The 25,183-nt window shown below is 69.1% G+C and carries 26 protein-coding genes; 18 read left to right on the plus strand and 8 right to left on the minus strand.

Annotated features, from left to right (window positions below; genetic code table 11):
- The first annotated feature begins 1,162 nt into the window (after positions 1-1,162).
- From VZQ01_RS23890 to VZQ01_RS23920, 7 genes are all read left to right on the plus strand, one after another.
- Entirely contained in the window at positions 1,163-1,567 is a 405-nt protein-coding gene (locus tag VZQ01_RS23890) for a helix-turn-helix domain-containing protein (protein WP_426744686.1), read from the plus strand.
- 29 nt (positions 1,568-1,596) lie between these two features.
- Positions 1,597-2,145 carry an IS630 family transposase gene (locus VZQ01_RS23895; RefSeq protein WP_408891716.1) on the plus strand — a complete coding sequence of 183 codons (549 nt, stop codon included), beginning with the start codon at positions 1,597-1,599 and terminating at the stop codon, positions 2,143-2,145.
- 125 nt (positions 2,146-2,270) lie between these two features.
- Positions 2,271-2,789 (plus strand): hypothetical protein, encoded by a 519-nt coding sequence (locus VZQ01_RS23900; protein ID WP_426744687.1) that lies wholly within the window; start codon positions 2,271-2,273, stop codon positions 2,787-2,789.
- A 238-nt stretch (positions 2,790-3,027) separates the two neighbouring features.
- Positions 3,028-3,591, plus strand: coding sequence for a hypothetical protein (locus VZQ01_RS23905; RefSeq protein ID WP_426744688.1), 564 nt, complete (start codon positions 3,028-3,030; stop codon positions 3,589-3,591).
- A 25-nt stretch (positions 3,592-3,616) separates the two neighbouring features.
- Positions 3,617-4,189: a hypothetical protein gene (locus VZQ01_RS23910; RefSeq protein WP_426744689.1), complete on the plus strand. Its 573-nt coding sequence runs from the start codon at positions 3,617-3,619 to the stop codon at positions 4,187-4,189.
- Positions 4,186-4,872, plus strand: coding sequence for a hypothetical protein (locus VZQ01_RS23915; protein ID WP_426744691.1), 687 nt, complete (start codon positions 4,186-4,188; stop codon positions 4,870-4,872). Before VZQ01_RS23910 ends, VZQ01_RS23915 begins: the two co-directional genes overlap by 4 nt.
- A complete protein-coding gene (locus VZQ01_RS23920) occupies positions 4,869-5,633 on the plus strand; it encodes a hypothetical protein (RefSeq protein WP_426744693.1) in 765 nt (254 codons plus the stop codon). The genes VZQ01_RS23915 and VZQ01_RS23920 overlap by 4 nt, the downstream gene beginning before the upstream one ends.
- 348 nt (positions 5,634-5,981) lie before the next feature.
- On the opposite strand, the gene VZQ01_RS23925 is transcribed toward VZQ01_RS23920, so the two are convergent.
- Positions 5,982-7,112: an IS630 family transposase gene (locus VZQ01_RS23925; RefSeq protein ID WP_426744695.1), complete on the minus strand. Its 1,131-nt coding sequence runs from the start codon at positions 7,110-7,112 to the stop codon at positions 5,982-5,984.
- Between VZQ01_RS23925 and VZQ01_RS23930 the strand changes: the two genes are divergently transcribed.
- The 7 genes from VZQ01_RS23930 to VZQ01_RS23960 all read left to right on the plus strand — a co-directional run bounded on the left by VZQ01_RS23930 (position 7,111) and on the right by VZQ01_RS23960 (position 15,506).
- Complete coding sequence (locus VZQ01_RS23930) at positions 7,111-7,413, plus strand: LexA family protein (protein ID WP_426744697.1); 303 nt, start codon at positions 7,111-7,113, stop codon at positions 7,411-7,413. The genes VZQ01_RS23925 and VZQ01_RS23930 overlap by 2 nt on opposite strands.
- A gap of 106 nt (positions 7,414-7,519) precedes the next feature.
- On the plus strand, positions 7,520-8,893 hold the full coding sequence (locus tag VZQ01_RS23935) for a phosphatidylglycerol lysyltransferase domain-containing protein (protein ID WP_426744699.1): 1,374 nt from the start codon (positions 7,520-7,522) through the stop codon (positions 8,891-8,893).
- Positions 8,894-9,074: 181 nt separating this feature from the next.
- On the plus strand, positions 9,075-10,388 hold the full coding sequence (locus VZQ01_RS23940) for a cytochrome-c peroxidase (protein WP_223749655.1): 1,314 nt from the start codon (positions 9,075-9,077) through the stop codon (positions 10,386-10,388).
- 13 nt (positions 10,389-10,401) lie between these two features.
- Entirely contained in the window at positions 10,402-11,520 is a 1,119-nt protein-coding gene (locus VZQ01_RS23945) for a metallophosphoesterase family protein (protein WP_141325564.1), read from the plus strand.
- Positions 11,521-11,535: 15 nt separating this feature from the next.
- Positions 11,536-12,375, plus strand: coding sequence for a c-type cytochrome (locus VZQ01_RS23950; RefSeq protein ID WP_426744702.1), 840 nt, complete (start codon positions 11,536-11,538; stop codon positions 12,373-12,375).
- Positions 12,376-12,537: 162 nt separating this feature from the next.
- Positions 12,538-13,266 carry a 2OG-Fe dioxygenase family protein gene (locus tag VZQ01_RS23955; protein ID WP_426744704.1) on the plus strand — a complete coding sequence of 243 codons (729 nt, stop codon included), beginning with the start codon at positions 12,538-12,540 and terminating at the stop codon, positions 13,264-13,266.
- Between the two features lie 149 nt (positions 13,267-13,415).
- Complete coding sequence (locus tag VZQ01_RS23960; RefSeq protein WP_408888913.1) at positions 13,416-15,506, plus strand: prolyl oligopeptidase family serine peptidase; 2,091 nt, start codon at positions 13,416-13,418, stop codon at positions 15,504-15,506.
- Here VZQ01_RS23960 and VZQ01_RS23965 read toward each other — a convergent pair.
- Genes VZQ01_RS23965 through VZQ01_RS23980 form a run of 4 tightly spaced genes read right to left on the minus strand, consistent with a single transcriptional unit; the run spans position 15,503 to position 18,694 of the window.
- Complete coding sequence (locus VZQ01_RS23965) at positions 15,503-16,309, minus strand: ABC transporter permease (protein WP_046716604.1); 807 nt, start codon at positions 16,307-16,309, stop codon at positions 15,503-15,505. The genes VZQ01_RS23960 and VZQ01_RS23965 overlap by 4 nt on opposite strands.
- 4 nt (positions 16,310-16,313) lie before the next feature.
- Positions 16,314-17,072, minus strand: coding sequence for an ABC transporter ATP-binding protein (locus VZQ01_RS23970; protein ID WP_426744707.1), 759 nt, complete (start codon positions 17,070-17,072; stop codon positions 16,314-16,316).
- Positions 17,072-18,025, minus strand: a complete 954-nt coding sequence (locus VZQ01_RS23975) for a YdeI/OmpD-associated family protein (RefSeq protein ID WP_426744709.1) — start codon at positions 18,023-18,025, stop codon at positions 17,072-17,074. The genes VZQ01_RS23970 and VZQ01_RS23975 overlap by 1 nt, the downstream gene beginning before the upstream one ends.
- 30 nt (positions 18,026-18,055) lie before the next feature.
- Positions 18,056-18,694 carry a macro domain-containing protein gene (locus VZQ01_RS23980; RefSeq protein WP_426744711.1) on the minus strand — a complete coding sequence of 213 codons (639 nt, stop codon included), beginning with the start codon at positions 18,692-18,694 and terminating at the stop codon, positions 18,056-18,058.
- Positions 18,695-18,741: 47 nt separating this feature from the next.
- Between VZQ01_RS23980 and VZQ01_RS23985 the strand changes: the two genes are divergently transcribed.
- Positions 18,742-19,515: a glutathione S-transferase family protein gene (locus tag VZQ01_RS23985; RefSeq protein ID WP_426744713.1), complete on the plus strand. Its 774-nt coding sequence runs from the start codon at positions 18,742-18,744 to the stop codon at positions 19,513-19,515.
- 6 nt (positions 19,516-19,521) lie between these two features.
- On the opposite strand, the gene VZQ01_RS23990 is transcribed toward VZQ01_RS23985, so the two are convergent.
- Entirely contained in the window at positions 19,522-20,286 is a 765-nt protein-coding gene (locus VZQ01_RS23990; RefSeq protein ID WP_223782804.1) for a hypothetical protein, read from the minus strand.
- A 121-nt stretch (positions 20,287-20,407) separates the two neighbouring features.
- Between VZQ01_RS23990 and VZQ01_RS23995 the strand changes: the two genes are divergently transcribed.
- Together VZQ01_RS23995 and VZQ01_RS24000 are read left to right on the plus strand one after the other, a co-directional pair.
- The gene (locus VZQ01_RS23995; protein WP_426744715.1) at positions 20,408-21,751 is read left to right on the plus strand and encodes an AHH domain-containing protein; all 1,344 of its coding nucleotides are present in this window, start codon (positions 20,408-20,410) and stop codon (positions 21,749-21,751) included.
- A 15-nt stretch (positions 21,752-21,766) separates the two neighbouring features.
- Positions 21,767-22,336, plus strand: a complete 570-nt coding sequence (locus tag VZQ01_RS24000) for an imm11 family protein (protein WP_426744716.1) — start codon at positions 21,767-21,769, stop codon at positions 22,334-22,336.
- Positions 22,337-22,406: 70 nt separating this feature from the next.
- Here the strand turns inward: VZQ01_RS24000 and VZQ01_RS24005 are convergent, their stop codons facing one another.
- The gene (locus VZQ01_RS24005; RefSeq protein WP_011556714.1) at positions 22,407-23,441 is read right to left on the minus strand and encodes a rod shape-determining protein; all 1,035 of its coding nucleotides are present in this window, start codon (positions 23,439-23,441) and stop codon (positions 22,407-22,409) included.
- Between the two features lie 185 nt (positions 23,442-23,626).
- Positions 23,627-24,175, minus strand: coding sequence for a putative ABC transporter permease (locus VZQ01_RS24010; protein WP_141325547.1), 549 nt, complete (start codon positions 24,173-24,175; stop codon positions 23,627-23,629).
- Between the two features lie 379 nt (positions 24,176-24,554).
- Here VZQ01_RS24010 and VZQ01_RS24015 point away from each other — a divergent pair, with 379 nt between their 5' ends.
- Positions 24,555-25,031, plus strand: coding sequence for a hypothetical protein (locus tag VZQ01_RS24015; protein WP_408888919.1), 477 nt, complete (start codon positions 24,555-24,557; stop codon positions 25,029-25,031).
- Positions 25,032-25,183: the final 152 nt, after the last annotated feature.

Consider the following 25,183-nt stretch of genomic DNA (forward strand, 5'->3'; position numbering starts at 1 on the left):
ACAGCCGCGAACGCCGCGCGCATCGATGAGGCGAAGGGAGCCGTGCCGGTGGGTCTGCCGCTGCTCTTCGTTCGAGGTGGCCGGGTCGTCGGGCTTCTGCGCGACAAGGAGGGCGAGGCGCCGAGGCTGAACGACCTCAACGCCACCGAGATGTACGGGCTCCTGGTCCGCTACGCCGACTGGCTCAGGCGGCGCGCCACCGAAGATGGCGTCACCTACGACGCCACAACGCCGCCCTTCGATGTGCCGCAGGACCTGCTCGCGTTCCCGTCGAAGGCGCTCTCGTCGCTCGACGCCGTCGTGTCCACGCCGGTCTTCGCGCGCGACGGCTCGCTGGTCTCGACGCCGGGCCACCACGCGAGTGAGTCGCTCTGGCTGCACCGCGATCCCTCGCTGGGGGAGCTGCACGTGCCTGAGTCGCCGACCGCAGCAGACGTCGCCGGCGCGCGCGGCCTGCTCCTCGAGCACCTCTTGTTCGACTTCCCGTTCGTCGACCCCAGCGACCGCACGCACATGATCGCCGCGCTGATCTTGCCGTTCGCACGGCGGCTCGTCACAGGCTGCACCCCGCTGCACGTCATCGAGGCGCCGACGCCAGGCTCGGGCAAGGGACTGCTCACCAACCTCCTCGGCATCATCGCGACCGGCGAGGTCTGCAACGGCTGCACGCTGCCCGGCGAGGAGGAGGAGGTCCGCAAAAAGCTCAGCGTCGAGCTGGCGATGGGGCGGCCCATCGTGTTGCTCGACAACCTCCCCGAGAAGCGCGTGACCGACAGCGCCACGCTCGCCTCGGTGCTGACGTCTGAGACGTGGACCGATCGGCTGCTCGGCGCGACGCGGATGCTGACCTTGCCGAACCGGGCGGTCTGGCTGTGCTCCGCGAACAACCCGCGTTTTCGCTCGAGCTCGTCCGGCGGTCGGTGCGCATCCGCATCGACCCGAAGCAGGACATGCCGTGGCACCGCTCGGGCTTCCGGCACGACCCCGTCCTAAGTAGGTCGCCGGAAGTTCCGAGACAAATGCCGGTCGCATGCGCATTTTCTGGACCATGCGACCGGCAAGGAGCCCTGCCGAACTGGGGCTGACAGCAGAGGACAGGCGGAAGCTGGAGCATGCGCTGCGAAGCGTGCGCGACGCCCGCCACTTCCGTCGACTACTGGCAGTGAGACTCCTCGCAGAGGGCAAAGGCCCGGGCGAGGCTGCGCATCTGGCAGCCCTGAGCCGGCCAGCCGTCTACTTCTGGCTGGAGCGCTATCTGGCGCAGCGTGACCCCGAAGCGCTGCGAGATGCCCCGCGGCAGGGGCGGCCGAGGAATGCGCCGCGCCTGACGGCCGAGCGCCTGCGCGAAGTCGTCCGAGGCAGCCCAGAGAAGCAGTCCTGGGCGAGCCACGGCTGGACGGTGCCGCTGCTGTGCACGCACCTGAAGCGACAGGGCATCGAGGTGTCGCCCCGTACACTGCGCCGCCGGCTGCACGAGGCGGGCCTGGCGTGGAAGCGGCCACGGTACGTGTACGCCACGGCGGCGCCCCATCCAGGGCAGAAAAAGGGGGCCTTGTCCGCCGTCTGAAACGGCTCAAACGCCTGTTCCCCCGGGCCGTGCTGCTCGTCATGGACAGCACGGTGCTGCGGTGGTTTCCGCCGCTGCGCGCCGCCTGGGCCCCCAGGGGAGAGCAGGCCGTGGTGCCGATTACAGGCGAGAACGCCAAGCGCACACTGTGGGGCGCCATCAACCCTCGCACCGGCAAGCGCGTGCTGCTGGCAACCCAGCGCGCCAGACGCGAAGACTTCATGGATTTTCTGCGCGCCCTGCGTGCCGCCTACCCCGGTCGCCCTCTGCTGCTGGTGTTGGACCGCGCCAGCTGTCACACGGCCCAGAAGTCCCAGCAGCTCGCCGCTCGCCTCGGAATCCACCTGCTGCTGTTGCCCAAGCAGCGCTCAGAACTCAACTGCATGGACCACTTGTGGCGCTCCCTGAAGCAACGCGTTTCCGCCAACCGTCAGTACCCCACGGTCGAGCAGCACGTCGGCGCCGCCATCCGATGGGTGCTGGGCCTTTCTGCACGGGACGCCCTCCGCAAGGCCGGCTGCCTCGCCGAGGGCTTCTGGCTACGCGATTTGTTAGAGAACTTCTGGCGACCTACTTAGACTGGGCGCGCGACAACCGACCGAAGCTCGTGCGCGCGCTCCTGACGTTGATTCGGGCCTGGGTCGCAGCAGGCAGACCCGCAGGCAAGAGGAGCCTCGGCAGTTTCGAGTCGTGGGCGCGCGTGATGGGCGGCGTCCTCGAGGTCGCCGGCATCGACGGCTTCCTCGCCAACTCGACGGAGTTCTACGCCGAAGCCGACGAGGAAGGCGAGGCGTGGCGCGCCTTCACGCGGGCGTGGTGGGAGAAGTTCGGGCCGACGCCGGTCCGCGTCCTCGATCTCAACGAGCTGTGCGACGTGCACCAGCTGCTCGTGCGCGAGCGAGGCGACGGCCCGGCAAGGTCGCAGCAGACGAAGCTCGGCAACCTGCTGCGCGCCAAGCGCGACCGCGTCTTCGGCGAGCTGCGCATCGGCCTCGCCCACGACGGCGGGCACAAGGGCAAGCTCTACGCGCTCGCCCTCATGAATGCCGAGCCGGCAGCGCCACCGAGCAGCGCCGAAGTCGGAGCGTGCGGCGGCTTCGTGGACCCGTGGGCCGACGACGCGCCCGCTGTGGCGCCGGGGAACCTCGAGGCCGAAACGGGAACCTTTGGGGAACGTTCGACGGGCCAGGTTCCCTCAGAGAAAGCCCCGGTCTCTCCATGAGTTACGGACCCGCGGGGAACCTCGGGAACCACTCGCCTCCTCTACGCGCGAGGGCGGCGAGATTTCTTTCAGCGCGGACGAGGAGAAGAATGAATATGTCTACGCATAGGGCCGGAGAGGGGCGTCCAGGTTCCCGAGGTTCCCCAGCCACCAGAAAGCTGGGTGATGTCGACGGGTTCGCGCCGGGAACCCCTCGGGGAACCTTGAGCACGTTCCCGCGACGGTCGGTGCGCTCCGCGTGCCGGCGACGCCGATCTTCGACGCCGCGTTCGCGAACGAGCTCATGCACGCGCTCCGTGGCAGCGTCCTACAGGCTCTTCGCAAGGCGCTCCTGCCTGACCACCGGTGCGTGCTCGCGGGCCATCTGCGCGAGGCGCTGTACTGGAGGTCGAAGCGAGGCGTGGTCGAGTACGCCCGCTGCGAGCCTCTGTTCGTGCTCTCGGGCGACAGGCGCTGGCCGCTCATCGTGCGGCTGACGATCAACAAGGGCCTCTCGGGCGTGCAGGGCAGCATCTTCGCTCGGCGCCTGCGCAAACCCGGCGACAACGTGTGGCGCGAGCCGGGCTGGGACTTCGAGCTTTTGGCGCTGCCCCACGAGGTGCTGGCCTACGTGCCGTACCTCGAAGGCGTCGTCCGGCAGCACGAGGGCAACGACGAGCCCGTCGTCCCGCCGCCGATCTCGACGAGGCTCATCGAGCACGATGGGAGCACATGGGCGGCGAGCCAAGGCGCGTGGCTCCTCAGCGAGAGCAGCCCGTTCTGCGCGTGCGCGGTCCCCTCGCCGCCGAACGCGGGGCTTTGAACGAGCAGCGAAGGAGCGCACGACGATGACCGATCCGATACCGACCAACGCCACGCCAACGACGGCCACCGACCTCGGCGCGGTCACCAGGCACCCGACGGTGGTGAAGCTGCGGGAGCTGTTCTTCGACGTGCTCTCGTTCGAGCTGCACCGCTTCACCGCGCTCGGGGACGGCGCCTCGTTCCTCTGCTGGCGCTCGAAGGACGGCAGCATCGCGTCGGCGCGCCTGGACCTGTTCGCGAAGCCGACCCGGGACAACCCGAGGCGTCTCGTCCTGCGCGTGGTCATCAACAAGGGTCCCGTCGATGACGTCGCCAACGTCGCCCGTCGGCGTGGGCTGCTCGCCGAGGGGGAGCTGTGGCGCAGCCCGAGCTGGGCGCTCGAAGCGTTCGTGACGCTCGACGAGCTGCTCAGCTCCGCGCCGTTCCTCGCGAGCCTGGTGCGCGCGCACGAGGAGAACGACGCCTCGCTGGTCATCGCCGCACCCTTCAAGACGGTGCTGGCGTCGGGCGATCCGCTGACCTGGGACGTGGTGGCGAGCGAAGCCGCGTGGGCGTCGATTGAACCACGCCTCTCGGGTCGGAAGGAGCGCGCATGACCCCCTCGACGAAGATCCTCGACGAGCGCGCCGCCGAGTGGCTCGAGGACCCGCCGGAGGTTCCGACGCTGCCGAGTGCCACCGGCTCCGAGCGGTACACAGCGGTCCTGTTCCGCGCGTTCCTCGCGGCGCTCGGCATTCGACTGCAGCGACCGACGGCGCGCATCTCGCGGTCGAGCCTCTGCTGGCGCGCGAGGAACGGCCGCGTCGAGCACGTCACCTGCGAGCCCTTCTTCTGCCCTTCTGAGGAGCCGCCGCATCACCCACTCCTCGTGCGCGTGCTCGTCAACAAGGTCGCGGTCGGCCTCATCAGCGAGGTGGACGCCGTCGCGGCGGCGGTCGCCCGTGAGAGCGGCCTCATCGAGGAGGACGATGAGCCGCGCCGACCACCACGGTGGTCGCTCGAGCTCGCCGTCCTCCCTGGCGAGCTGCTCCGCGTCGCGTCGTACATCGCCGACCTCGTGCGCGCCTCCGAGCGCGACGAAGACGAAGGCGCGGTCGAGCCGCCGATGCCAGCGGAGGTCCTCGTCGAGTCCGAGGGGCTTCACGGCACGCGGGCTCTCTACGTGTGGAGCGAACGCGCGTGGGACTACTTCGCGGACCGCGTGTGGATGGACGAGATCGTCCCCTCGAACTCGCACTTCATGGCTTTGCGAGGACAGCGAAGGAGCGCACAACGATGACCGATACCACCCAGGCGAACACCGAACAGACGGCGAAGAAGCTGGGACGCCCTCGCAAGGCCGACCCGCAGCGCGTCGACTACCACCAGATCGACACGCTGCTCGTCATGGGCGAGATGCGCGTCGACGCCGAGCGCGGGCCGGTGACCGAGTACCCGTCGTACCGCGAGCTCGCCAAGCGCTTCGGCATCAGCCACAGCCTCGTCGCGGCGTACTCGTCGAGGCACAACTGTCTGCGCCGTCGTGAGGCGGCCTCCGAGAAGATCCGCAAGGTCACCGACGAGAAGGTCATCGCCCGGCGCGGGACGGCGCTGGCCGAGGCGAAGGAGCGAATCCTCGCCATCATCGACCGCTTCCTCGAGGAGTTCGGCAAGGCGCTCGAGGAGGGCCGCGTGCGCGTCGACAGCGTGGCGGACCTCAACATCATGGTGCGCCTGCGCGAGTTCCTGCAGGGTGGGCCCGACTCGCGGCAGGAGGTGCGCGGCATGCCGTCGCTCGACGAGCTGTCCCGCCGGTACGCCGAGGCGCAGCGGCGCGAGAGGGAGGAAGGACCGAACGCGGGCGGCGTCGTGCGTCGCGAGCGCGCGCCCACGTCTGACGGACGCGCGCTGCTCGCGGAGCCCCCGGCCACCGCCTTCGCGAACGGTTCTACCGAACTGCCCGGTCACATCGAGCATGATCTCGACGAGGACGACGAGGACGACGAGGCCGCGCTGGATGCCGACGACGATGGCGACACCGACACCGCCGCTTCCGGTTGAAAGCGGCCATCCTCAACGCGCGCGGGCACGCGTTCTCGCGGACTTCGCGCGGGCGACAGAGCCCGAACGCCGCCGAGACGATGGCCGCTTTCCGCGCGTACGCCGTCGTGAAGAGTGACGATCGGCCGGCGCCGCGCGACGACGATGGCCCCCCCAGGGGGGAGGGTCAATTTTCGTGGCGCCGCCCGCGCCGGGAAGAGTGCCCGGGGCCCCTTCCGATAGAGGTCGATTCGAGGAAGTGACCAGGACCCCCGCGCCGAAGTGAGCGTCCAGAAACAGCGGTCGCGACGAGCGCCCTGGTCACTTTCGACCTGCAACTAGTAGCTCGGCACAGAGGTTTTGAAGGGTTCAGGCAGCGGCTGTTGCTGCCTGGGCCTGGGGGTATGCTCGACCAAGCTTGGTGCGGGCGCCCTCGATGGTGAAGCGCCAGCGGATCCGGGCACGTTCCTTGTTTCGCATCCGCTCCCATCGGGCCACCTCCCGCTTCAGGGTGGCCTTGTTGGGGATGCGTCTGTCCAAGCACTGGCGGTTCAGCACGCCGATTTCAATCTCCACCATGTTCAGCCAGCTGGCGTGCTTGGGCACGAAGTGGAACTCCAGTCGTTTCAGAATCCGCCCGGCTTCTTCTGGAGGGAAGGCTTCATAGAGGGCGCCGGGGCTGTGCGTGGACAAATTGTCGAGTACTACCCGGATGGTGTCCGCCTCCGGGTAGTGCACGTCCACCAACTCGCGCATCCGCGCGGCGAAGTCCTTGGCGGTGCGCTGGTCCGAGACTTCGACGTGGCGCCAGGGGCGGTGCACGTCCAGAAAGACGAAGAGGTTGGCTGTTCCGTTCCTCTGGTACTCGTAGTCGTAGCGTCGGGGCTTGCCGGGCTCGGCAGGCAGAGGGGTGCGGACTTCTCCGATGAGCTGCGTGGGCGACTCGTCGAAGCACACTACCGGCCTCTTGGCATCCGGCGGCTCGGCGTAGAGTTCCAGCACGTCCTCCATTCGGGCGACGTACTCGGCATCCACCTTGGGGATGCACCACATGCGCTGCTGCCAAGGCTTCAGCTCGTTCTGTGCCAGCCGTCGGCGGACCGTTTCCCGCGAGAGGTCCTCGTGCTCGGTCAGCCGTACCAGCTCATCGGCCAGCAGCTGAAGCGTCCAGCGCGCACGCCCCTTCGGAGGAATCGAGCAGGCCGTGGCCACCAGCAAGGCCTCCTGCTTGCCCGTCAACTTGCGCGAGGCGCCGGGCCTCTGCCTCTCGTGCAGGGCATGCTCCACGCCCCCTTCCACGAACCGCCGTTTGACGCGGTAGACGGTCGAGACGCCTACCCGGACGCTTCTGGCAATCTGCTCGTCGGTGGCTCGGGCATGAGCGGCTAGAAGAATCTGCGCGCGCTTGACCTGGCGCACCCGCCCCGTGCCGCCGCGCACCAGCGCCTCCAACCGCGACTTCTCCTCGGCGGCCAGGGTGACGAGGTAACGTACATTCATGCGCTCCGACTCCGTGAAAGGGGAGTCGGACTACCTCGCTGCCGCCGTGTCGATTCCCTCCGCCACCCCGCCCTTTACCGAGCTTCAAGGCCAATACCTGGCCTTCATCTACGCCTACACCAAGCTCAACCAACGCCCTCCAGCGGAGGCCGACATGCAGCGCTACTTCGGCACCACTGCCCCCTCTGTCCACCGCATGGTGCTGGAGCTTGAACGCCGAGGGCTCATCCGGCGCAGCGCCGGACAGGCCCGCAGCATTGAACTGCTGCTGGCCCCGGAACTTCTGCCCGTCCTACGCTGAGCAGGTCCAAGGCCAATCGGTCAGAACCTCTGTGCCGATGTACTAGTCCGATGGGCACGTTGTCGCCCGTGGGCTACCCTCGCGAGGAATGAGGAGCATCGAAGCCGTGGACGTCGAGCAAGCACACGCAGGGGAGGAGCGGGAGCTCGCGCTGGAGCTGCTGCGCCGGTTCGGCTGGAACGCCACGTCCTTCCAGGTGCTGATGCCGGGCTTCCGCTACTGGTTCGACCCCTCGGGTGACGCCTTCGTCGCGTACGTGGACACGGGTGGCGCGTGGGTGGCCGCCGGAGCCCCCATCGCCGCGGAGGCATCACTGGCTCGCGCGGCGGAGGGCTTCCGTGAGGCAGCGCGGCGCGAGGGTCGGCGCGTGTGCTTCTTCGCCACCGAGCCGCGCTTCACCGAGGCCGTCCCCATGGAGTCGCTCTCCATCGGCGAGCAGCCGGTGTGGGACCCCTCCCGCTGGGACACCGTGGTGCGCGGCAGCAAGAGCCTGCGTGAGCAGCTGCGCCGCGCGCGCTCTCACGGCGTGGCGGTCCGCGAGCTGCCCTCGGAGGCGCTGGAGAATCCGGAGCACCCCTCGCGGCAGGCGCTGGAGCGGCTCAAGAAGCGGTGGCTCGCGTCGCGGCGCATGGCCCCCATGGGCTTCCTGGTCCAACTGCGCCCGGACTCCTTCGCGCGCGAGCGGCGCGCCTTCGTCGCCGAGGCGAAGGGTGAGCTCATGGGCTTCCTGCTCATCTCCCCCGTCTACGCGCGCGACGGCTGGTTCCTCCAGGACCTGGTGAGAGATCCGGAGTCCCCCAATGGCACCGCGGAGGCCCTGGTGGACGCGGCCATGCGCACGGCCGCCGCCGAGGACCGCCGCTACGTGACGCTGGGCCTCGCGCCCCTCTCCGGCCCGGTGCGTCCGTGGCTGCGCCTGGCGCGCGCCTGCGGCCGACCCCTGTTCGACTTCGAGGGCCTGCGCACCTTCAAGGCGAAGTTCCGCCCCGACTCCTGGGTACCCCTCCACCTCTCGTATCCCGAGCCGCGCGGCGGCGTGCTCGCCGTCTACGACGCGCTGCGAGCCTTCGCGCGCGGCAGCCTGGTGCGCTTCGGCGTGGCCACGCTGCTCAGGCGGCCCCGCCTGCTGGTGCACGGGCTCGCGGTGCTGCTCGTGCCCTGGACGGCGCTGCTCGCGCTGCCCACCACCACGCGCTGGTTCCCATCGCTGCGCGTGCAGTGGAGCTGGGTGCTGTTCGACGTGGCGCTGGCCGCGGGCCTCTTCTCGCTGGTGCGCCGCTGGCGCGATGGACTGGCCACCACCCTGGTGTGCCTCACCGCCGCGGACGCGTGCCTCACCTTCGTCCAGGCCGCCGTCTACAACGCGCCCCGGGCACGCGGCCCCGTCGACTGGCTCGTCATCACCGCGGCCATCCTCGCGCCCGCCACCGCCTCCGGCCTGCTCGTGCGCGCTCGCGACTTCCGCCTGCCCGCGCGCTGACGCGCCGCGCTCATTCCCTGGCGGACATCCCGCCCTCGCGGGTTTCCACAGGTCGACACTCCTCCGAAAGTCGCCTGGACCCGAAGGCAGGGAGAATGGTGTTTTCCGGAAAGAGCTGTTCCGGCTTCGGGCGCCGCGACTTTCTCGCGGCGCCGTCCGTCGCCGGTTGGGAGGGGTGACCATGCGAACGCCGTGGGGCGTTGCCCTGTCGCTCGCCGTGTTGCTGTGGGTCCACGAGAGCCACGCCGCGCCCGAAGCCCCGCGCTCGGCTCCGCCACCCTCGCCGTTGCCGCCCGGGGTGTCGGCCGTGCTGTGGAAGCTGTCGGTGCCGGAGAGCGCGGCGCCCACGCCGGAGCGGGTGGCGTTGGGAGAGAAGCTCTACAACGAGAAGCGTCTGTCCCTGGATGACAGCGTGTCGTGCGCCACGTGCCACGACCCGGCCAAGGGCTTCACGGACCACCTGCCGGTGTCGGCGGGCGTGAAGGGCCAGTTCGGCATGCGCAACAGCCCCACGGTGCTCAACGCGCTCTTCAACGCCTCGCAGTTCTGGGACGGGCGCGCGGCGACGCTGGAGGACCAGGCGAAGCTGCCCATCCTCAACCCGGTGGAGATGGCCATGCCGTCCCCCGAGGCCGTGGTGGCCAAGCTCAAGGGCATCCCCGAGTACGTCACTGCCTTCCAGCAGGTCTTCAAGCGCGACATCAACTACGACGACCTGGCCGCGGCCATCGCCGCCTTCGAGCGCACGCAGTTCTCCGGCAGCGCCCGCTTCGACCGCTTCATCCACGGCGAGACGAAGGCGCTCAACGAGTCCGAGCGCCGGGGCTGGGCGCTGTTCAACGGCAAGGCGCGCTGCAACTCGTGCCACGCGGGCAACGCCGTGTCGCCGCTGTTCAGTGACCAGAAGTTCCACAACATCGGCGTGTCCGCCCACAACCAGGACTTCCCGCAGCTGGCCCGCGAGGGCCTGAAAATCGTCCGCCTGGGCGACGAGAAGCAGATCGACGAGCTGGCGCTCCAGACGCGCTTCTCCGAGCTGGGCCGCTTCCTGGTGACCAAGCAGGAGAACGACGTGGGGGCCTTCAAGACGCCCACGCTGCGCAACGTGGGCATCACCGCCCCGTACATGCACGACGGCACGCTCGCGACGCTGTGGGACGTCATGGACCACTACAACAAGGGCGGCGTGGCCAACCCGTTCCTCGATGGAGGGATGCAGCGGCTGGGGCTGACGGAGCCTGAAATCGACGACCTGGTGGCCTTCCTCTTCACGCTCACCGACGAGCGCTTCACGAAGCTCAACGGCCAGGAGCTGGCGAAGCAGCGCGCGCGCAAGAACAAGCGCCCGGAGCGGGACACCGCGGTGGCGATGGGGAAGAAGGGGAACCTGGGAGACCTGGCGCCCAATCCGGACCTGGCGGTGAAGAACCCGGCGGACATCGGCGCGTATGGCACCGAGACCTTGCCCAAACCCGCTTCGACGAAGCAGCCATGAGGAGGCGCCGTCCATGGGGAACAAGTTCCGCAGCATCGAGACGAAGCACCACGAGGAGCGCGACGCCTTCTTCGAGGGCCTCAAGCGCCTGGACCGCCGGGCCTTCCTGCGCGTCGCGGGCATGTCCGCCGGCATCGTCGCCGGCATGGGCCTGCGCACGCCGCAGAGCTTCCAGCTGGTCAACGTGGCGGAGGCACAAGGCACCAAGCCGCGCTTCACCTTCGCGTACATCTCCGACACGCACCTGTACGAGCAGAAGCTCAATGACCGCTTCGTGCGCTCCATCCTGAAGGCGGTGGACGACGTCAACGGGTTGGACCCGCAGCCGGACTTCGTCCTCTTCGGCGGGGACCTCGCCCAGCTGGGCGCGCCGGGTGAGCTGAAGCTGGGCGCCCAGATTCTCAAGAGCGTCAAGGCGCCCGTGAAGATGATGGTGGGCGAGCACGACTGGTTCCTCGACATGGGGGACATGTGGAAGGACCTGTTCGGCGCGCCGAACTACTCGTTCGACCACAAGGGCGTGCACTTCGTGGTGCTCAACTCCATCCTGGAGAAGGACTTCTGGACGGAGCGCAAGCTCACGCCGAAGGAGCGGATGCAGATTGTCGCGGGCCTGGACAACGGCATCCAGTCCCGCTTCGAGGTGGGCGAGCCGCAGCGCGCCTGGATGAAGCAAGACCTGGCGAAGGTGGACAAGAAGACCCCGGTCATCGTCTTCAGCCACTCGCCGCTCTACAAGTACTACCGCCCCTGGAACTTCTGGACGGATGACGCGGACGAGGTCCAGGCGCTGCTCAAGCCCTTCGACAAGGTCACCGTCATCCACGGGCACACGCACCAGTTGTTGTCGAACCGCATCGGCAACATCCAGTTCCACGGGATGCTGTCCACCGCGTGGCCGTGGCCGTACGCGCCCGAGGGCCTGCCGCAGCTCACGGTGCAGATGAACCGGCCGGACCCGTTCAGCCAGTTCGACGGGTGCGGAGACGGACGCATGGACGTGCTGGAGTCGGGTCTGGTGGACAAGCTGTACAACCTCTGGGAGCGCAACCCCATCACCGTCCGGGCCAGCTACCTGGGCTCGGGTGGGAAGCAGGACGCGCCGCCCCGAACGAAGCTCCCGAGCTACTGAGCGCGAGGCGACACGATGAACTTCCGGATGAAGCTGTGGGTGGGAACCGGAGCGCTGCTGTCCTTCGCGGGAGGCGTGGCCCTGGCCACCAGCCCCGCCGAGCGCCCCAAGACGTCCTCGCTGAAGACAGAGCCGCTGCCGCGTCACCAGGTGCCCGTGTCGAAGGACGGCAACCTGGTGGTGGGCATGTGCGACGGCCAGACGTCCCTGGAGGTCAAGGGCGTCAAGGAGGGCGAGTCGCTCACGCGCGAGCAGGCCCAGCGTGTGTCCGACGAGCTGATGGCCGCGTGGCACCAGAAGAACCCCGACGCGACGTGGGACCCGCCGCCCGTGCGGCGCGTGGTGGCGCAGGCCGCGAAGCAGCCACAGAAGCAGCCGCAGCCGAACCCGCCCATGGGCACCAACCAGCCCTCCACGGGCGGCGTGGTGCGCGAGGGCGGCGTCACCGCGGAGAGCGGCGGCCGCGAGGTGCGCAAGGAGGCCGGCGCGAACATCCAGGACGGCCACTCCTACGGCGCCTTCACGCCTCGCGATGAGGCGGTGTGGGCCGCGTCCACGCAGCAGTTCGTGGAGGAGGGCCACCGCGTGTTCCACGACGCGGCGGCGGTGGGCGGCACCATCGCGGTATCCTGTGACATGTGTCACCCGGATGCATCGAACACCCACCCGGAGACGTATCCGAAGTACCAGGTGCAACTGGGCCGCGTGGCGCTGCTCCGGGACATGATCAACTGGTGCATCGAGAACCCGGTGCGCGGCAAGCCGCTCGCGGATGGAGACCCGCGGATGCGCGCGATGGAGGCGTACATCTACGCGCAGCGCAAGGGCGTGAAGCTGGAGTACGGGAAGAAGTAGCCCGGGCGCGGGCCCGTGCCTCGCCGGAGCGGGGCACGGGTGCACAGTCGCGGCGACGGGCCACCAGAACAGTCCGGGGTCGGTTGGGGGACCGACGAGCCCGGGGCGCACGCGAGGGTTGACGGCGGTGTCCGGAAGGACGATGTCTCGCCGGCAAGACGCATGAGCTTCTCGCCCCCCATCAGCGCTCCCTCCGAAACCGTCAACGCCCTGAGAGACAGGGGCTACGCCGTGCTGGACCGCGCGGGCCTGTCCGCGCTGGTGGGCATCCCCGCCGCCAAGCTGGATGCGTGGCGGCCCACCTGGGATGCGCTGCCGGCGGACGGCTACCTGCGCGACGGTGGCCGGTATCGCACGCGCCGCCACTCGTGCTTCGTCGTGGAGGGCGACACCGTCACCCAGGTGCCCCACCGCGCACACTGGCAGCCCGTCGAGTACAACGCCCTGCACGGCGGCCTGGAGCGCTGGTTCGAGCCGATGACGTCCACCGTCGTCGAGCACCCCGAGTGGCCCCGGCTGCTCAGCCGCCTGGCGGCCTGCGGCTCGGCGCTCAAGGGCGCGCAGCCCTGGTACGTGGAGGCGCACCAGTTCCGCATCGACACCACGGATGGCATCGGCCGGCCGACGCCCGAGGGCGCGCACCGCGACGGCGTGGACTTCGTCGTGGTGCTGCTCGTCGGACGCGACGGCATCAAGGGCGGCGAGACGCGCGTGTTCGAGGCCGCCGGCCCCAACGGCATCCGCTTCACGCTGACGGAGCCCTGGTCGGCGCTGCTGCTCGACGACGAGCGCGTCATCCACGAGAGCACGCCCATCCAGCCGCTGGAGGCCGCGGGACACCGCGACACCCTGGTGCTCACCTTCCGCGCCAAGGGCTTCCAGGGCCCCTGAGCCGACGGGGTGACGGGGCGTGGGTGGTGGGGACCCCGCGCTTCAAGGGAAGCTGCCTGCCGTGTGGGAGGAAGCGGGGCCGCGGCCTGGAATGGGCGCGGCCGAGCCGTGTTGGAGGCCCGCCGCATCCCCACCAGGAGACGAGGACCATGGGCAGGTTGTTTGTCGCGCCGCTGCTGACCGGGCTGTTGACCGCTTCGGCGGCGATGGCGGAGGAGGACCCCTTCCTGTGGCTGGAGGAGGTGCAGGGACAGCGCGCGCTGGAGTGGGTGCGCGCGCAGAACGCGAAGACGGAGGCCGTGCTGGAGAAGGACCCGCGCTTCGAGCCCTTCCAGGCCGAGGCGCTGCGCATCTTCACCGCCACGGACCGCATCCCCGGGCCCTCGTTCCGCGCGGGCGGCGTGGACACCTTCTGGCAGGACGCGGCGAACCCTCGCGGCCAGTGGCGACACACCACCACGGAGGGCTACGCGAGCCCCACCATCCCCTGGCGGACGGTGCTGGACGTGGACGCGCTGTCGAAGACGGAGGGCGCCAACTGGATCTGGAAGGGCAAGGAGTGTCTGCCCCCCGCGGACCAGCGCTGCATCGTGCGCCTGTCCAACGGCGGCAAGGACGCGGTGGAGGCGCGCGAGTTCGACGCGGGCACGAAGCAGTTCGTCGAGAACGGCTTCAAGCTCACCGAGGGCAAGCAGTCCGTGGATTGGCTGGACGCGGACACGCTGCTCGTGGGCCGTGACTGGGGCGGGGACACGCTCACCGAGTCCGGTTACCCGTTCGTGCTCAAGCGCTGGAAGCGCGGCACGCCGGTGGAGCAGGCGACGGAGGTGTTTCGTGGCGAGCGCACGGACGTGTCCGCGTCGCCCATCATCCTGCGGGACGAGGAGGGCGTGCTCCAGGCGGTGTTCGTCAACCGCGGGGTGACGTTCTACGAGTCGGAGCTGTACCTCCTGGGAGACGCGGCGCCCGTGCGGCTGCCGTTCCCGAGGAAGGTGTCCTTCCAGGCCTTCCTCCAGGGCCAGGTGGTCTTCACCATCGAGGAGGACTGGGGCGGCTTCAAGCAGGGCGCGCTGCTGGCCTATCCGCTGGCGGCGCTGAAGGCGGACCCGGCGAAGGCGAAGCCCACGCTCATCCTCCAGCCCGGTCCTCGCCAGGGCATCGAGCGCGTGGCGGCCACGCGCAACCTGCTGCTCGTCAACGTGTACGAGGACGTGAAGGGCGCGCTGGACGTCTACACGCCGGGCAAGAAGCGCTGGACGCGCAAGCGGCTGGCGATGCCGAAGAACGCGTCGGTGGAGATCGTCGACACGTCCTCCTCGCACGACCAGGTGTTCGCGGGCGCGGAGGGCTTCCTGGAGCCTGGGTCGCTGTGGTTCGGCGACGCGGCGGCGGGGAAGGTGAAGCGCATCAAGTCCCTGCCCGCGCGCTTCGATGCGTCCAAGCACCGCGTCGAGCAGTTCTGGGTGAAGTCGAAGGACGGGACGAAGGTGCCGTACTTCCTGGTGCGCCCGGTGAAGCCGAAGGTGGCCGGCGTCACGCCGACGGTGGTGTACGGCTACGGCGGCTTCCAGGTGTCCAAGCCGCCCGTCTACCTGCCGGAGATGGGCAAGCTGTGGCTGGAGCGGGGCGGCGCGTACGTCGTCGCCAACATCCGCGGCGGTGGTGAGTTCGGCCCGAGCTGGCACCAGGCCGCCCTGCGCGAGAAGCGTCAGCGCGCGTTCGATGACTTCGCCGCGGTGCTGGAGGACCTGGTGCGCCGCAAGGTGACGTCGCCGAAGCACATCGGCATCTACGGGCGCTCGAATGGTGGCGTGCTCACCAGCGTGGTGATGACGCAGCGGCCGGAGCTGCTCAACGCGGCGGTCATCGAGAGCCCGCTCATCGACATGATGCGCTACCCGAAGCTGCCCGCGGGCGCGTCCTGGGTGGGCGAGTACGGCGACCCGGCGGTGCCCGAGGACGCGGCGTTCATCTCGAAGTACTCGGCCTACCAGAACCTGAAGCCGGGCGTGCGCTACCCCAAGCCGTACATCACCACGAACACGAAGGACGACCGCGTCCACCCGGGACACGCGCGCAAGTTCGCCGCGAAGCTGGAGTCCATGGGTCTGCCGTATCTGTATTACGAGAACACGGACGGCGGGCACAGCAACGACTCCGACCCGATGCTGAACGCGCGCCGGTGGGCGCTGCACCACGTGTACCTGTCGCAGCAGCTGATGGACGCCGCGGCGCCCTAGCTGACGCTCTCCGCGCTGTAGCGGGCGATGAGGCCCGTGCGCACGGCGTGGCGGAAGACGCGGGTGAAGAAGAAGGCGGCCAGCAGGATGTAGAGGATGGCGAGGCCGCCTCCCAGCGCCACCGTGGACCAGGACACCGAGCCACCGGCGACGATGGCTCGCATGCCCTCGAACACGTACGAGGGTGGCAGCATGCGGCTGATGCCCTGCATCCACGAGGGCAGCGTGGACAGCGGGTAGAAGACGCCGACGAACGGGGACAGGAGCGCGGGGATGGGCCAGATGAACCACTCCGCGGACGGCCCCAGCCGCAGCACCACCGCCGTGCCGATGATGCCCAGCGCGATGCCGAAGAGGAACAGCACGAGCAGGAACGGCACCAGCATGGCGCCATAGACGAGCATCGACAGGCCGAACACCGTGCCCGCGACGACGAGCATGACGACGAGGCCCACCGAGCTGGTCGCGATGCTGGAGAGCACCAGCCCCAGCACGTACTCGCTGATGGACATGGGCGTGGCGAAGACGTTGAGGAAGTTGCGCGACCAGACGTCCTCGAAGAAGGCCATCGTCACGCCCTGCATGACGCGGGTGAGGAAGTCCCAGAGGAGGACGGCGCCCAGCAGCGCGGGCACCAGGTCCATGCCGGGCTCGTGGGTGATGGTGCCCAGATAGCGGGTGATGAAGCCCCACAGGACGATGTCGATGGCCACCCACGCGAAGAGGGGGAAGACGCGCGAGGGGCTGCCCTTGAGCAGGTAGAACTGGCGCAGGACGACGGCGGCGGCGCGGGACAGTCGCATGGCTTCAGTGATTCCCCAGCGCGAGCGGCTCGCGGGCGACGGTGATGAACAGCTCCTCGAGCGTGGCCTTGCCGTGCTCCCGCGGCAGCTTGCGAGGGTCTCCCTGGAGCAGCACCTCGCCGCGCGACATGAAGAGGACGCGGTCGCAGACCTCCTCGACCTCGTACATGTTGTGGGACGTCCACAGCACGCCGCCGGTGCCCTGGGCCGCGAAGTCGCGGATGCGGGCGCGGATGTCCTTCGCGGTGGCCGGGTCCAGGGACGCGGTGGGCTCGTCGAGCAAGAGCAGCTGTGGCTGGTTGAGCATGGCCTTGGCGAGCGCCACGCGGGTCTGCTCGCCCGAGGACAGCACGCCGCTCTTGGTGTCGCGGAAGCGCACGAGGTCGAATTCCTTCAGCAGGGTCTCGGTGCGCTGGGAGACGTGCTTCACGCCGTAGATGAGCCCGAAGTAGCGCAGGTTCTGCTCGACGGTGAGGTTGCCGGGCAGGGGCGCGTAGACGGCGGCGAAGTTGGTGCGCTCCAGGGCCTGGGAGCGGTGCTTCGCCAGGTCCACGCCCTGGATGTGGATGGAGCCGGAGGTGGGCTCGAGCACGCCGAGCACCATGTTGATGGTCGTGGTCTTGCCGGCGCCGTTGGGGCCGAGCAGCCCGACGATTTCGTTGCGGCCCACCTCGAAGGAGATGCCGTCGACGGCGACGGTGCCCGCGTAGGTCTTGCACAGCTCGCGCACGGCGAGCACGGGGGAGGAACTGGAGGCGGGCATCAGGTGTGGATCTTCTCGTTCCGGGCGAGCATGTCGACGTACTCGGCGATCTTGCGGGCGCGGGTCTCCGCCTTCTTGACGTTCTGGACGCGGAACAGGATGGCGTAGCGGTTGACGGAGTTGAGTGTCGCGAAGAACGCCTGGGCGCGCGGGTTGGCGGCCAGGGCCTGGGCGAGGTCCTCCGGCACGGTGGCTGTGCGCGCGGAGTCGTAGGCGGCGTCCCAGCGGCCGTTCTTCTTCGCGTTCTCGACTTCGGCCAGCCCCGTGGGGCGCATCTTCCCGGCGTCGATGAGGGCGAGCACCTTCTCGCGGTTGATCTTCGACCAGATGCTGCGCGGGCCGCGTGGGGTGAAGCGCAGCAGGTACGCGGTCTCGTCGAAGCGGCCCTTCTGGCCGTCGATCCAACCCCAGATCAGCGCGACCTCCAGCGCCTCCTGGTAGGTGACCGAGGTGGGGCTGTGGCCCTTCTTCGTGAACTTGAGCCACGCGCCGCGCGTGGTGTGGTGCTTCTCCATCCAGCGGTCGAAGGCGGCGGGGGTCTCGAAGAAGACGATGGGCAGGCCGTCCGTGGGGGCGGGGGCGGACGGCGTCTTGGTCGCGGCGGGCGCGGACTTGGATGGCATGGGCGGGTTTCGAGCGGCGCTGGTGGTGGGCTTCGCGGCCGGGGACTTGTGGGGCGCGGCGCTGGCGAGCGTCTTTCGAGCACCGGCCTTGCGCGGCGCGGTGCTGGCGGTGGGCTTCGTGGCCGAGGACTTGCCGGTCGCCGCGCTGGCCGAGGGCTTCGGGGCGGAGGACTTGCCGCCCCTGGCGCCGCGAGGAGGCGTCTGCGGTGCCACGGACTTCGCGGCGAGGGCGTTCCGGGCGGCCTTCACGGGGGCGGTGGTCTTCCCGCGCTTCGACGCGGGGCGGGAGGACTGCTTCGTCGAGGAGCGGGGCTCGCGGGCAGGGCTCATGGGCCCGGCTTGTAGCACGGGTCCGCGGCGCTATGGCTTCAGCCGGGCGTCATCCGTCGCGGCTGCGCGGAGGGTGCCGGGGATGAAGTCCGGTCCCACCACGGTGCGCAGCCACGCGTCCTTCATCTGTCGCGCGCAGCGGAGGGCGGGCATGCGGCCGACGGCGGTGCCCAGGCCTGGGGTGAGGATGGTGCGGATGGGTGTCTTCGCCGTCTTGTTGTACGCGAGCACGCAGCGCAGCGAGGCGCGCATGGCGAGGTAGGCGTTCACCGTCTCGCTGACATCCGTGGGCACGCGCATGGTGGGCGCGCTGATGCACCAGGGAATCTCCTCGCGGCCGGTGGGGACGAGCACCGCGTTGCCCACGGGCAGCTCGCCGCCCCAGTCCTTCTCGAGCAGCTCGCGCAGGCGGTCCTGGACCTGCTGGCCGAGCTGGTACGTGTACACGGCGTCGATGCCGCCATCCATGAACCCGAAGCTGTTGGCGGGGCTGATGATGGCGTCGGCGCGGATGTCGATGGGGTCTTTGGGGGACACCTGTCCCTCTCGCTCGGAGAAGATGTCTCCTCGGGAGATGGTGACGCCGTCGAGGCCCGCGAACTCCTGGCGCCAGGCCTCCACCAGGGAGTGGCTGAGGTCACGCAGGTGCAGTCGGAGGGGAGGCGTCATGTCCTGGTTATACATCCCGCCCTGGTCCGGCGTAGGTTCCGGGGCCTATGCGCACTCTGTATGGGTTGCGGTACTCGGGTTGGACGGAGAAGGCCCTCTGGGCGTTGGACCACCACGGTGTCGACTACCGCTACCGCGAGCACACGCCGCTGACGGGTGAGCTGGCGCTGCGCTGGCGCACGCCGAAGGGCACGCGTCCCACGGTGCCGTTGCTCGTGGAGCCGGAGGGGGCGACGACGGGTTCGTTCTCGATTGCACGCAGGGCGGAGGCACAGGGGCGCGGTGCGCCGCTGTTTCCCGCGAGTGCGATGGAGACCATCGAGCGCTGGGAGCTGGTGAGCGACGCGGTACTGGGTGTCGCCCGGGCGAACGTGCTGCGCCGGATGCTCGAGAATCCGCGTGCGCAGCGGGAGAGCCTGCCTGGGTACATCCCTGGGTTTCTTCGGGGGCTGTCCGCGCCGGTGGCCCGACTGGGGGTGCGGTTCATCTCGCGCAAGCATCACGCGGTGGCGGACCCCGAGCGGGTGCTGCATGAGAAGGCGGTCCCCGCGTTGGAGCGGCTCCGCGCGGAGCTGAAGGGGCGTCCCTATCTGATGGACGGCTTCACGTACGCGGACATCACGGCGGGGCTGATGCTCCAGTTCGTGCGGCCCGTGGATGACGCGTGGTTGCCGGTGGGGCCGGGGACGCGTGAGGTGTGGCATCACGAGTCGCTGGCCGCGGCGTTCCCGGACCTGCTCGCGTGGAGGGACTCGCTGTATGCGAAGCACCGCCGCCCCGCGTTGTTGGGGGCTGGCGGTGTGGTGGCTCGCGCGAGCTGAAGCGGGCTACTTCGTCTTCGCGGGCGGGGTGCTCTGGGGGGCAGCCATGCGCTGACGAATCATCTCTTGAATCTGCTCGGGGGACTTGCCCTTGAAGTCCTCGGGCTTGAAGGAGCCCATGACGGAGTCGTTGGGGCCGGGGGCGTCGAGTTCCTCGTAGTCAGCGGGGATGGTGAAGAGGGAGGCAGGCTGCTCGCCGACCTTGATGTTGGTGACGTCGATTTCGGCCTGGAGCTTGCCCTTGGTGTCGAAGGTCTGGCTGCGCACGTAGGCGACCTCGGGGAGGTCGGTGGGGCGCCACACCTTCTGACGCTCGACGGCGCCCTCGGCACCGGGAGGGACACCTTCATAGATGACGGTGGGGTGGCCGTTGACCTTCTGGGTGCCGACCTTCTTGAAGCCCTGCTCCTTGAAGCACGCGTCGAAGTCCTGGTTCTTCCCGGAGCAGGCGCCGGGAATCTTCACGGACATGTCGTCGAGGTTGCGGGTGGTGGCGGCCTTGCGCTCGTGGAAGAGGGTGGAGCCGGTGCGCTTCTCCCAGTTGAAGAGGATGGACATTCCGCCGGGGACCTCGGCGGGGGACAGGTCCATGCGCAGCATGCCGGTGCGGCCGTACATCTTGCCCTTGGTCTCGGGGGCGGCCTTCTGGCCGGGCGGGGGCGCGCTCTTCACGCGCAGGTCACCGACCCAGTCCGCGAGCGCGGGCGAGGACACGAGCAGCGTGGCGGCGAGGACCTTCGACAACGTGTGACGAACCGTGGATGTGCTCATGGGCGCACCACAATCCAGGGCCTGTGTGGGTGTCAAACCCGCTCGTGCTCCCTTTCTGGCCCGGGTGAGGGGACGTGTCAGGGCCGCGAGGCATGGTTCGGGCTCCTGACACGGAGGGCCCATGTCGCCACGTTGGTGCGTCGCGCTGCTCATGCTGTTGACGGGAGTTGGGTGCTCCTCGGCCCGGGTCGTTCGTCTCGACACGGGGCGCGAGGTCCTGACCCTGGCGCCCCATGAGGAAGAGGGTGCGGAGCTGGCCGAGGCCCGACTCGAAGATGACGAGTTCGAGGATGCGATGAAGTCCCTGTCGCGTGATGTCGTTCCCTCGAACAACCCCATGAGGCAGGCCCGTGAATTGTTCGGGCTCCCCTCCCGCAGCGGGCTGTACCTCTACGAGCACCGGACGCACCGGCTCTCGGCCAGGGGCGAGCCTCCTGGTGAGGGGCCACACCTTCTGGAGACTTATGCGGACGAGGAGATGACCCAGGCCTATGGCCGATGGTGTCGGAACAAGGGGACGCCGGGCGACTGCCTGAGTCTGCTGGAGGAGGGTCCTCTGCTCGGCAGTGATGGCAAGTACGTGCTGGCGATGGCCATCGCCATGGGCTCGGTCTGGGAGGAGTCAGCCGAGGCGCTGGAGGACATGACCGACCCTCGGCAAGTCCTCTCGGTAGTGATGGCCTCGGTGACGATGTACATGCTCCTGTGGTCTCTGCCCGAGCCCGTGTCGAAGGGACTGGCGACGTTGCTGACAGTGACGGCCATCGCCTACCTGGGCGTCGACACGGTGTTGGGCATCATCGGTGGATGGTGCGCGCTCGTCAGGGATGTGGACCGTGCCACCACTTTCGAGCAGCTCGACGAAGCGGGCTCCGCATTTGGAGCGGTGCTGGGGGAGAACGCAGCGCGTGTCTTCGTGATGTTGGCCACCGCCGCTATCGGCAACACGGCGGGGTTGGCGGCGAAGTCAGCGCAACTGCCGGGCTCCGCACAGGCGGCGCTGGCGGTCGAATCTCAGGCGGGTTTCCAGTTCGCGGCCATGGGGGCGGTGCGTTCGGTCGCGGTGTCGGGCGAGGGACTCACCATCGCGCTCGCACCCAATGCGCTGGCGATGGCGGGTCGGGAAAACGGTGCGAGCAAGCCGCATCGCCATCACATCGCCACGGACAAGAACAGCATCTCCACTATCCGGGGTGGGCCCTGGACCCCATTGTTCCGGAAGCTGTTCCGGAGAGCAGGAATGGAGCTGAAAGACCCGGAGAATATCGTGGAGGTGAGGGGCCACAGGGGTCCTCACCCGCAGCGGTATCACGAAGCCGTCTATGCTCGGCTCAACGACTCGGTAAGGAGCTGTCGTACCGTGGAGACCTGTCGCAAGGCGCTGACCGCCGAACTCCGGTCCGTGGCCATCGAAGTCAGGACGAAGGGGACAGAGCTCCACGAACTGGTGACGAAGAGGAAGTGAGATAGAGAGCCAGATATGCCCAAGCGCTACTTCAAGCTCGCGCAGGTGATGGAGTCTGGGAACTGGACCCTGGGGGACCCCGCGGATGAGACGGGGCAGGAGGTGGAGGACCCATTTGTCTTCCGTGCCGGGCGAGCGCTTCCACCGCAAGGACGTTTGAGCATCCCCATCGAAGAGCCCGGGCGAAGCCTGGAGTTCAGCACCACGGCCCTCGGCATGGCGCCCGTCGTCCATGTCCGGGTCGCGGAGCTCTTCGCGGAGCTGGCACCTGACACGGTGCAGCTCCTCCCCATCGAAATCCAAGGGATGCCGGACCAGTACCTCCTCGTGGTCGTTACCCGGCTCATCCGCTGCATCGACGACCAAGCCTCCGACGAGGTCCGATACTGGAAGCCTGAACACGGCCAGCCCGACCGGGTGGGTGACTACAAGTCCGTCATCGGCATGCGCATCGACAAGTCGAAGGTCGGTGACGCCAAGGTGTTCCGCACCTGGGGCTGGGACCTGGGCCTCATCGTCTCCGAGGACCTCAAGCTCGCACTGGAGCGCGCTCAAGTCACCGGCGTGAGGTTCACCGAGGTCTGACCCCTGGAAACACGAACGGCGCCGGCCTCCAGGAGGCACGGCGCCGCGGTGCTCACGACAGGGCCGAGGCTCAGCCCGGCTGGCAGACCTGGCGGAGGATGTCGAGCGACTCCAGCGCCTTGCCCGCGCCAATCACCACGGCGGAAAGTGGGTCCTCGGCCAGGAACACCGGCAGGCCCGTCTCCTCACGCAACAGCGTGTCCAGGTTCTTCAGCAGCGCGCCACCACCGGCCAGCACGATGCCCCTGTCGGCGATGTCACCGGCCAGCTCCGGGGGCGTGCGCTCCAGCGTCAGCTTCACCGCCTCGACGATGCCGTTCACCGGCTCGGCGAGCGCGTCACGCACCTCGTCGCTCGACACCGTCAGCGTGCGCGGCACACCGGCCACCAGGTCGCGACCCTTGATCTCCATGGTCATGACCTCGTCCGTCGGATACGCCGTGCCGATGCCCATCTTGATGAGCTCCGCCGTGCGCTCGCCGATGAGCAGGTTGTACTTGCGCTTCACGTACTGGATGATCGCCTCGTCCAGCTTGTCGCCGCCGATGCGCACGCTCTTGGCGAACACGATGCCCGCCAGGCTGATGACCGCGACGTCGGACGTGCCACCGCCGATGTCCACAATCATGTTGCCGCTGGGCTCCGTCACCGGCAGGCCCGCGCCGATGGCCGCCGCCATCGGCTGCTCAATCAGGTAGACCTCGCGCGCGCCCGCGTTCGCCGCCGCCTCACGCACCGCGCGGCGCTCCACCTCCGTGATTCCAGAGGGGATGCCGATGATGATGCGCGGGTTCACCAGCGTCTTGCGGTTGTGCGCGCTCTGGATGAAGTAGCGCAGCATCGCCGCCGTGATTTCGAAGTCGGCGATGACGCCGTCCTTCATCGGCCGGATGGCGACGATGTTGCCCGGCGTGCGGCCCAACATCTCCTTGGCTTCCTTGCCCACCGCGAGGACCTTCTTGCCCCCGCGCGCGTCCTGCTGGACGGCCACCACCGAGGGCTCGTTGGACACGATGCCCTGACCGCGGATGTAGATGAGCGTGTTCGCCGTGCCGAGGTCGATGGCGAGGTCGCGCGAAAAGAGGGTGTGAAGCCAGTCGAACATACGAGGGCGGAAACTTTCGGAGAGTCGGCGGAATTTCCCGCTGGCGCGTGGGGGAATGCGGCCGCGAAGGTACTACGCGACGCGGCACGGAGGAAGAAAAGCCGGAAGCCCTTTCACAACCGCCTGGGGAGCAGTCGACCAGCGGACTCGGGCGGGGGAAGGTCCACCCCCCACGAACCCCCGCCTCAGGGGGAGACTTCCACCACCTGGGCCCGCTCGAAGCGCGTGGCCACCACACCCGCCTGCTCCGCCTCGCCCTCGGGAAGGCACCCGGCGGGCACCACCCCGGCCTCCTCGGCCTCCCGGTACTCGGGCGTGTGCCGCAAAGCCTCGCTGGTGACGTGGAGCAGCCCGTCGCGGACCGGCTCGAACAGCAGCGCGGTGAGGTACCAGGCGGGCGCGTAGTCCAGGCGGATGAGCCCGTGCACGCTCCAGCGGTGCGGCGTGTAGTCCCATGGGCAGCGGCCGAGCACCTTCTTCAAGAGCCACCCCGTGGCGTACTCCGCCCCGAAGATGAGGGCCGTGTAGGCCAGCGCCCTCACCGGCCGGGGCAGGGGCTTGAGCCTGGCGGAGACCTCCTCCAGCGCCAGCGCCGTCCCCCCGTAGATGGGGTGCATCCAGAGATAGGTCTGCGCCGTGGCGCTCCTGTCCCGGCGCAGGGCCGCGTTCGCCCCCGTGAAGAGGACCTCCAGCACCCAACCCGTGCACCCGTAGAGCAGGAATCGTGAAAGCACATCCCCAACCTAGGGATGCTCCCCCTCGGCGGCACGCCCATGCACGCGCCGCATCGACGCCTGCCATCGCTGTGCACGGGCGGACGTTGTCATCGTCCACGCGCGCCTTCGCGCCCCGTCCCGGTCGACTCATTCGTGGAGAGGAGGACATGGGCCTACAGCCCGGTGACGCACCCGCCTGGAACGGGGTGTCGTCCCCTCGCGTCAGGGCGCGTGGAGCCACGGGCACATGGCCGCGCCGCCGCTCCGCGCGCTCGCCACCTCGTCCGCGCGGTGGGGCTTGAGCGGACTGGCGGGCGGGGGACAACCCGCGCTTTACGGGGCCATGTCCGGCGTAGTACCTGAACGGCCGATGCGCTCCCCCGGCCCGACATCGCGAATGCCCGGTTCCGGGGGTGAACTGCTCCGTGCCGGGCTGCTGGCCCTGGGCATGGCGCTGGTCCTGGCGACCGTCCTGCGCGCCGGGGACGCCGAGTGCCCCACCCGAAGCACCCCCGAGCGCGGCTTCTACGCCGACTCCGGCGTGACGTCGGTGCTCCAGGGCGCCGGGTCCTCCAAGAAGTCCTCGCGGCGCTGGGGCGCGCAGTTCCACATCACGGACCTGGGCGGCTGGGACCTGGGGCTCCATGTGGGCGCGGGGCCCGTCGTCTTCGCGGCCTCCTCGGTGCGGACCCGCACGGGGCTGGAGCCGGACCTGCTGGCCCTGTACCGCTGGGGCCGCGAGCGTCACCACGCCTTCACGCGCGTCACCCTGCGCGAACGTCGTGCCCCGGCGGCGCCCACGTCGAGCGGGGAAGTCGCGGACCGTCCCTCCATCGCCAGTCGGACGCTGCGCGGACCGCCCGAGTTCGGCTGACCCGTGCGCGACGCGGGCCCTCTGCCGGGCCGGGGTCGCGCGTGGAGTCCCGCGGTGGTCCGGGCGAGAAGCCCGGCGTGACGTCGTCTTTTCCTTTCATCCCCGAGGGATGGCCCTTGTCTTTCCGAGTCCTCGGAAAAAAGCGGGGCGCG

Source organism: Myxococcus faecalis (assembly GCF_050039385.1).
Lineage (GTDB): Bacteria > Myxococcota > Myxococcia > Myxococcales > Myxococcaceae > Myxococcus > Myxococcus fulvus.

Coding starts and splice junctions, on each gene's coding strand:
- VZQ01_RS24005 (WP_011556714.1), bottom strand. CDS start 23,441: ATGTTCGACTGGCTTCACACCCTCTTTTCGCGCGACCTCGCCATCGAC.
- VZQ01_RS23940 (WP_223749655.1), top strand. CDS start 9,075: ATGCGAACGCCGTGGGGCGTTGCCCTGTCGCTCGCCGTGTTGCTGTGG.
- VZQ01_RS23965 (WP_046716604.1), bottom strand. CDS start 16,309: ATGCGACTGTCCCGCGCCGCCGCCGTCGTCCTGCGCCAGTTCTACCTG.
- VZQ01_RS23920 (WP_426744693.1), top strand. CDS start 4,869: ATGACCGATACCACCCAGGCGAACACCGAACAGACGGCGAAGAAGCTG.
- VZQ01_RS23980 (WP_426744711.1), bottom strand. CDS start 18,694: ATGACGCCTCCCCTCCGACTGCACCTGCGTGACCTCAGCCACTCCCTG.
- VZQ01_RS23985 (WP_426744713.1), top strand. CDS start 18,742: ATGCGCACTCTGTATGGGTTGCGGTACTCGGGTTGGACGGAGAAGGCC.
- VZQ01_RS23900 (WP_426744687.1), top strand. CDS start 2,271: ATGGGCGGCGTCCTCGAGGTCGCCGGCATCGACGGCTTCCTCGCCAAC.
- VZQ01_RS23990 (WP_223782804.1), bottom strand. CDS start 20,286: ATGAGCACATCCACGGTTCGTCACACGTTGTCGAAGGTCCTCGCCGCC.
- VZQ01_RS23960 (WP_408888913.1), top strand. CDS start 13,416: ATGGGCAGGTTGTTTGTCGCGCCGCTGCTGACCGGGCTGTTGACCGCT.
- VZQ01_RS23925 (WP_426744695.1), bottom strand. CDS start 7,112: ATGAATGTACGTTACCTCGTCACCCTGGCCGCCGAGGAGAAGTCGCGG.
- VZQ01_RS23930 (WP_426744697.1), top strand. CDS start 7,111: ATGCGCTCCGACTCCGTGAAAGGGGAGTCGGACTACCTCGCTGCCGCC.
- VZQ01_RS23955 (WP_426744704.1), top strand. CDS start 12,538: ATGAGCTTCTCGCCCCCCATCAGCGCTCCCTCCGAAACCGTCAACGCC.
- VZQ01_RS23950 (WP_426744702.1), top strand. CDS start 11,536: ATGAACTTCCGGATGAAGCTGTGGGTGGGAACCGGAGCGCTGCTGTCC.
- VZQ01_RS23915 (WP_426744691.1), top strand. CDS start 4,186: ATGACCCCCTCGACGAAGATCCTCGACGAGCGCGCCGCCGAGTGGCTC.
- VZQ01_RS24015 (WP_408888919.1), top strand. CDS start 24,555: ATGCCCGGTTCCGGGGGTGAACTGCTCCGTGCCGGGCTGCTGGCCCTG.
- VZQ01_RS23945 (WP_141325564.1), top strand. CDS start 10,402: ATGGGGAACAAGTTCCGCAGCATCGAGACGAAGCACCACGAGGAGCGC.
- VZQ01_RS23995 (WP_426744715.1), top strand. CDS start 20,408: ATGTCGCCACGTTGGTGCGTCGCGCTGCTCATGCTGTTGACGGGAGTT.
- VZQ01_RS24000 (WP_426744716.1), top strand. CDS start 21,767: ATGCCCAAGCGCTACTTCAAGCTCGCGCAGGTGATGGAGTCTGGGAAC.
- VZQ01_RS23910 (WP_426744689.1), top strand. CDS start 3,617: ATGACCGATCCGATACCGACCAACGCCACGCCAACGACGGCCACCGAC.
- VZQ01_RS23975 (WP_426744709.1), bottom strand. CDS start 18,025: ATGAGCCCTGCCCGCGAGCCCCGCTCCTCGACGAAGCAGTCCTCCCGC.
- VZQ01_RS23970 (WP_426744707.1), bottom strand. CDS start 17,072: ATGCCCGCCTCCAGTTCCTCCCCCGTGCTCGCCGTGCGCGAGCTGTGC.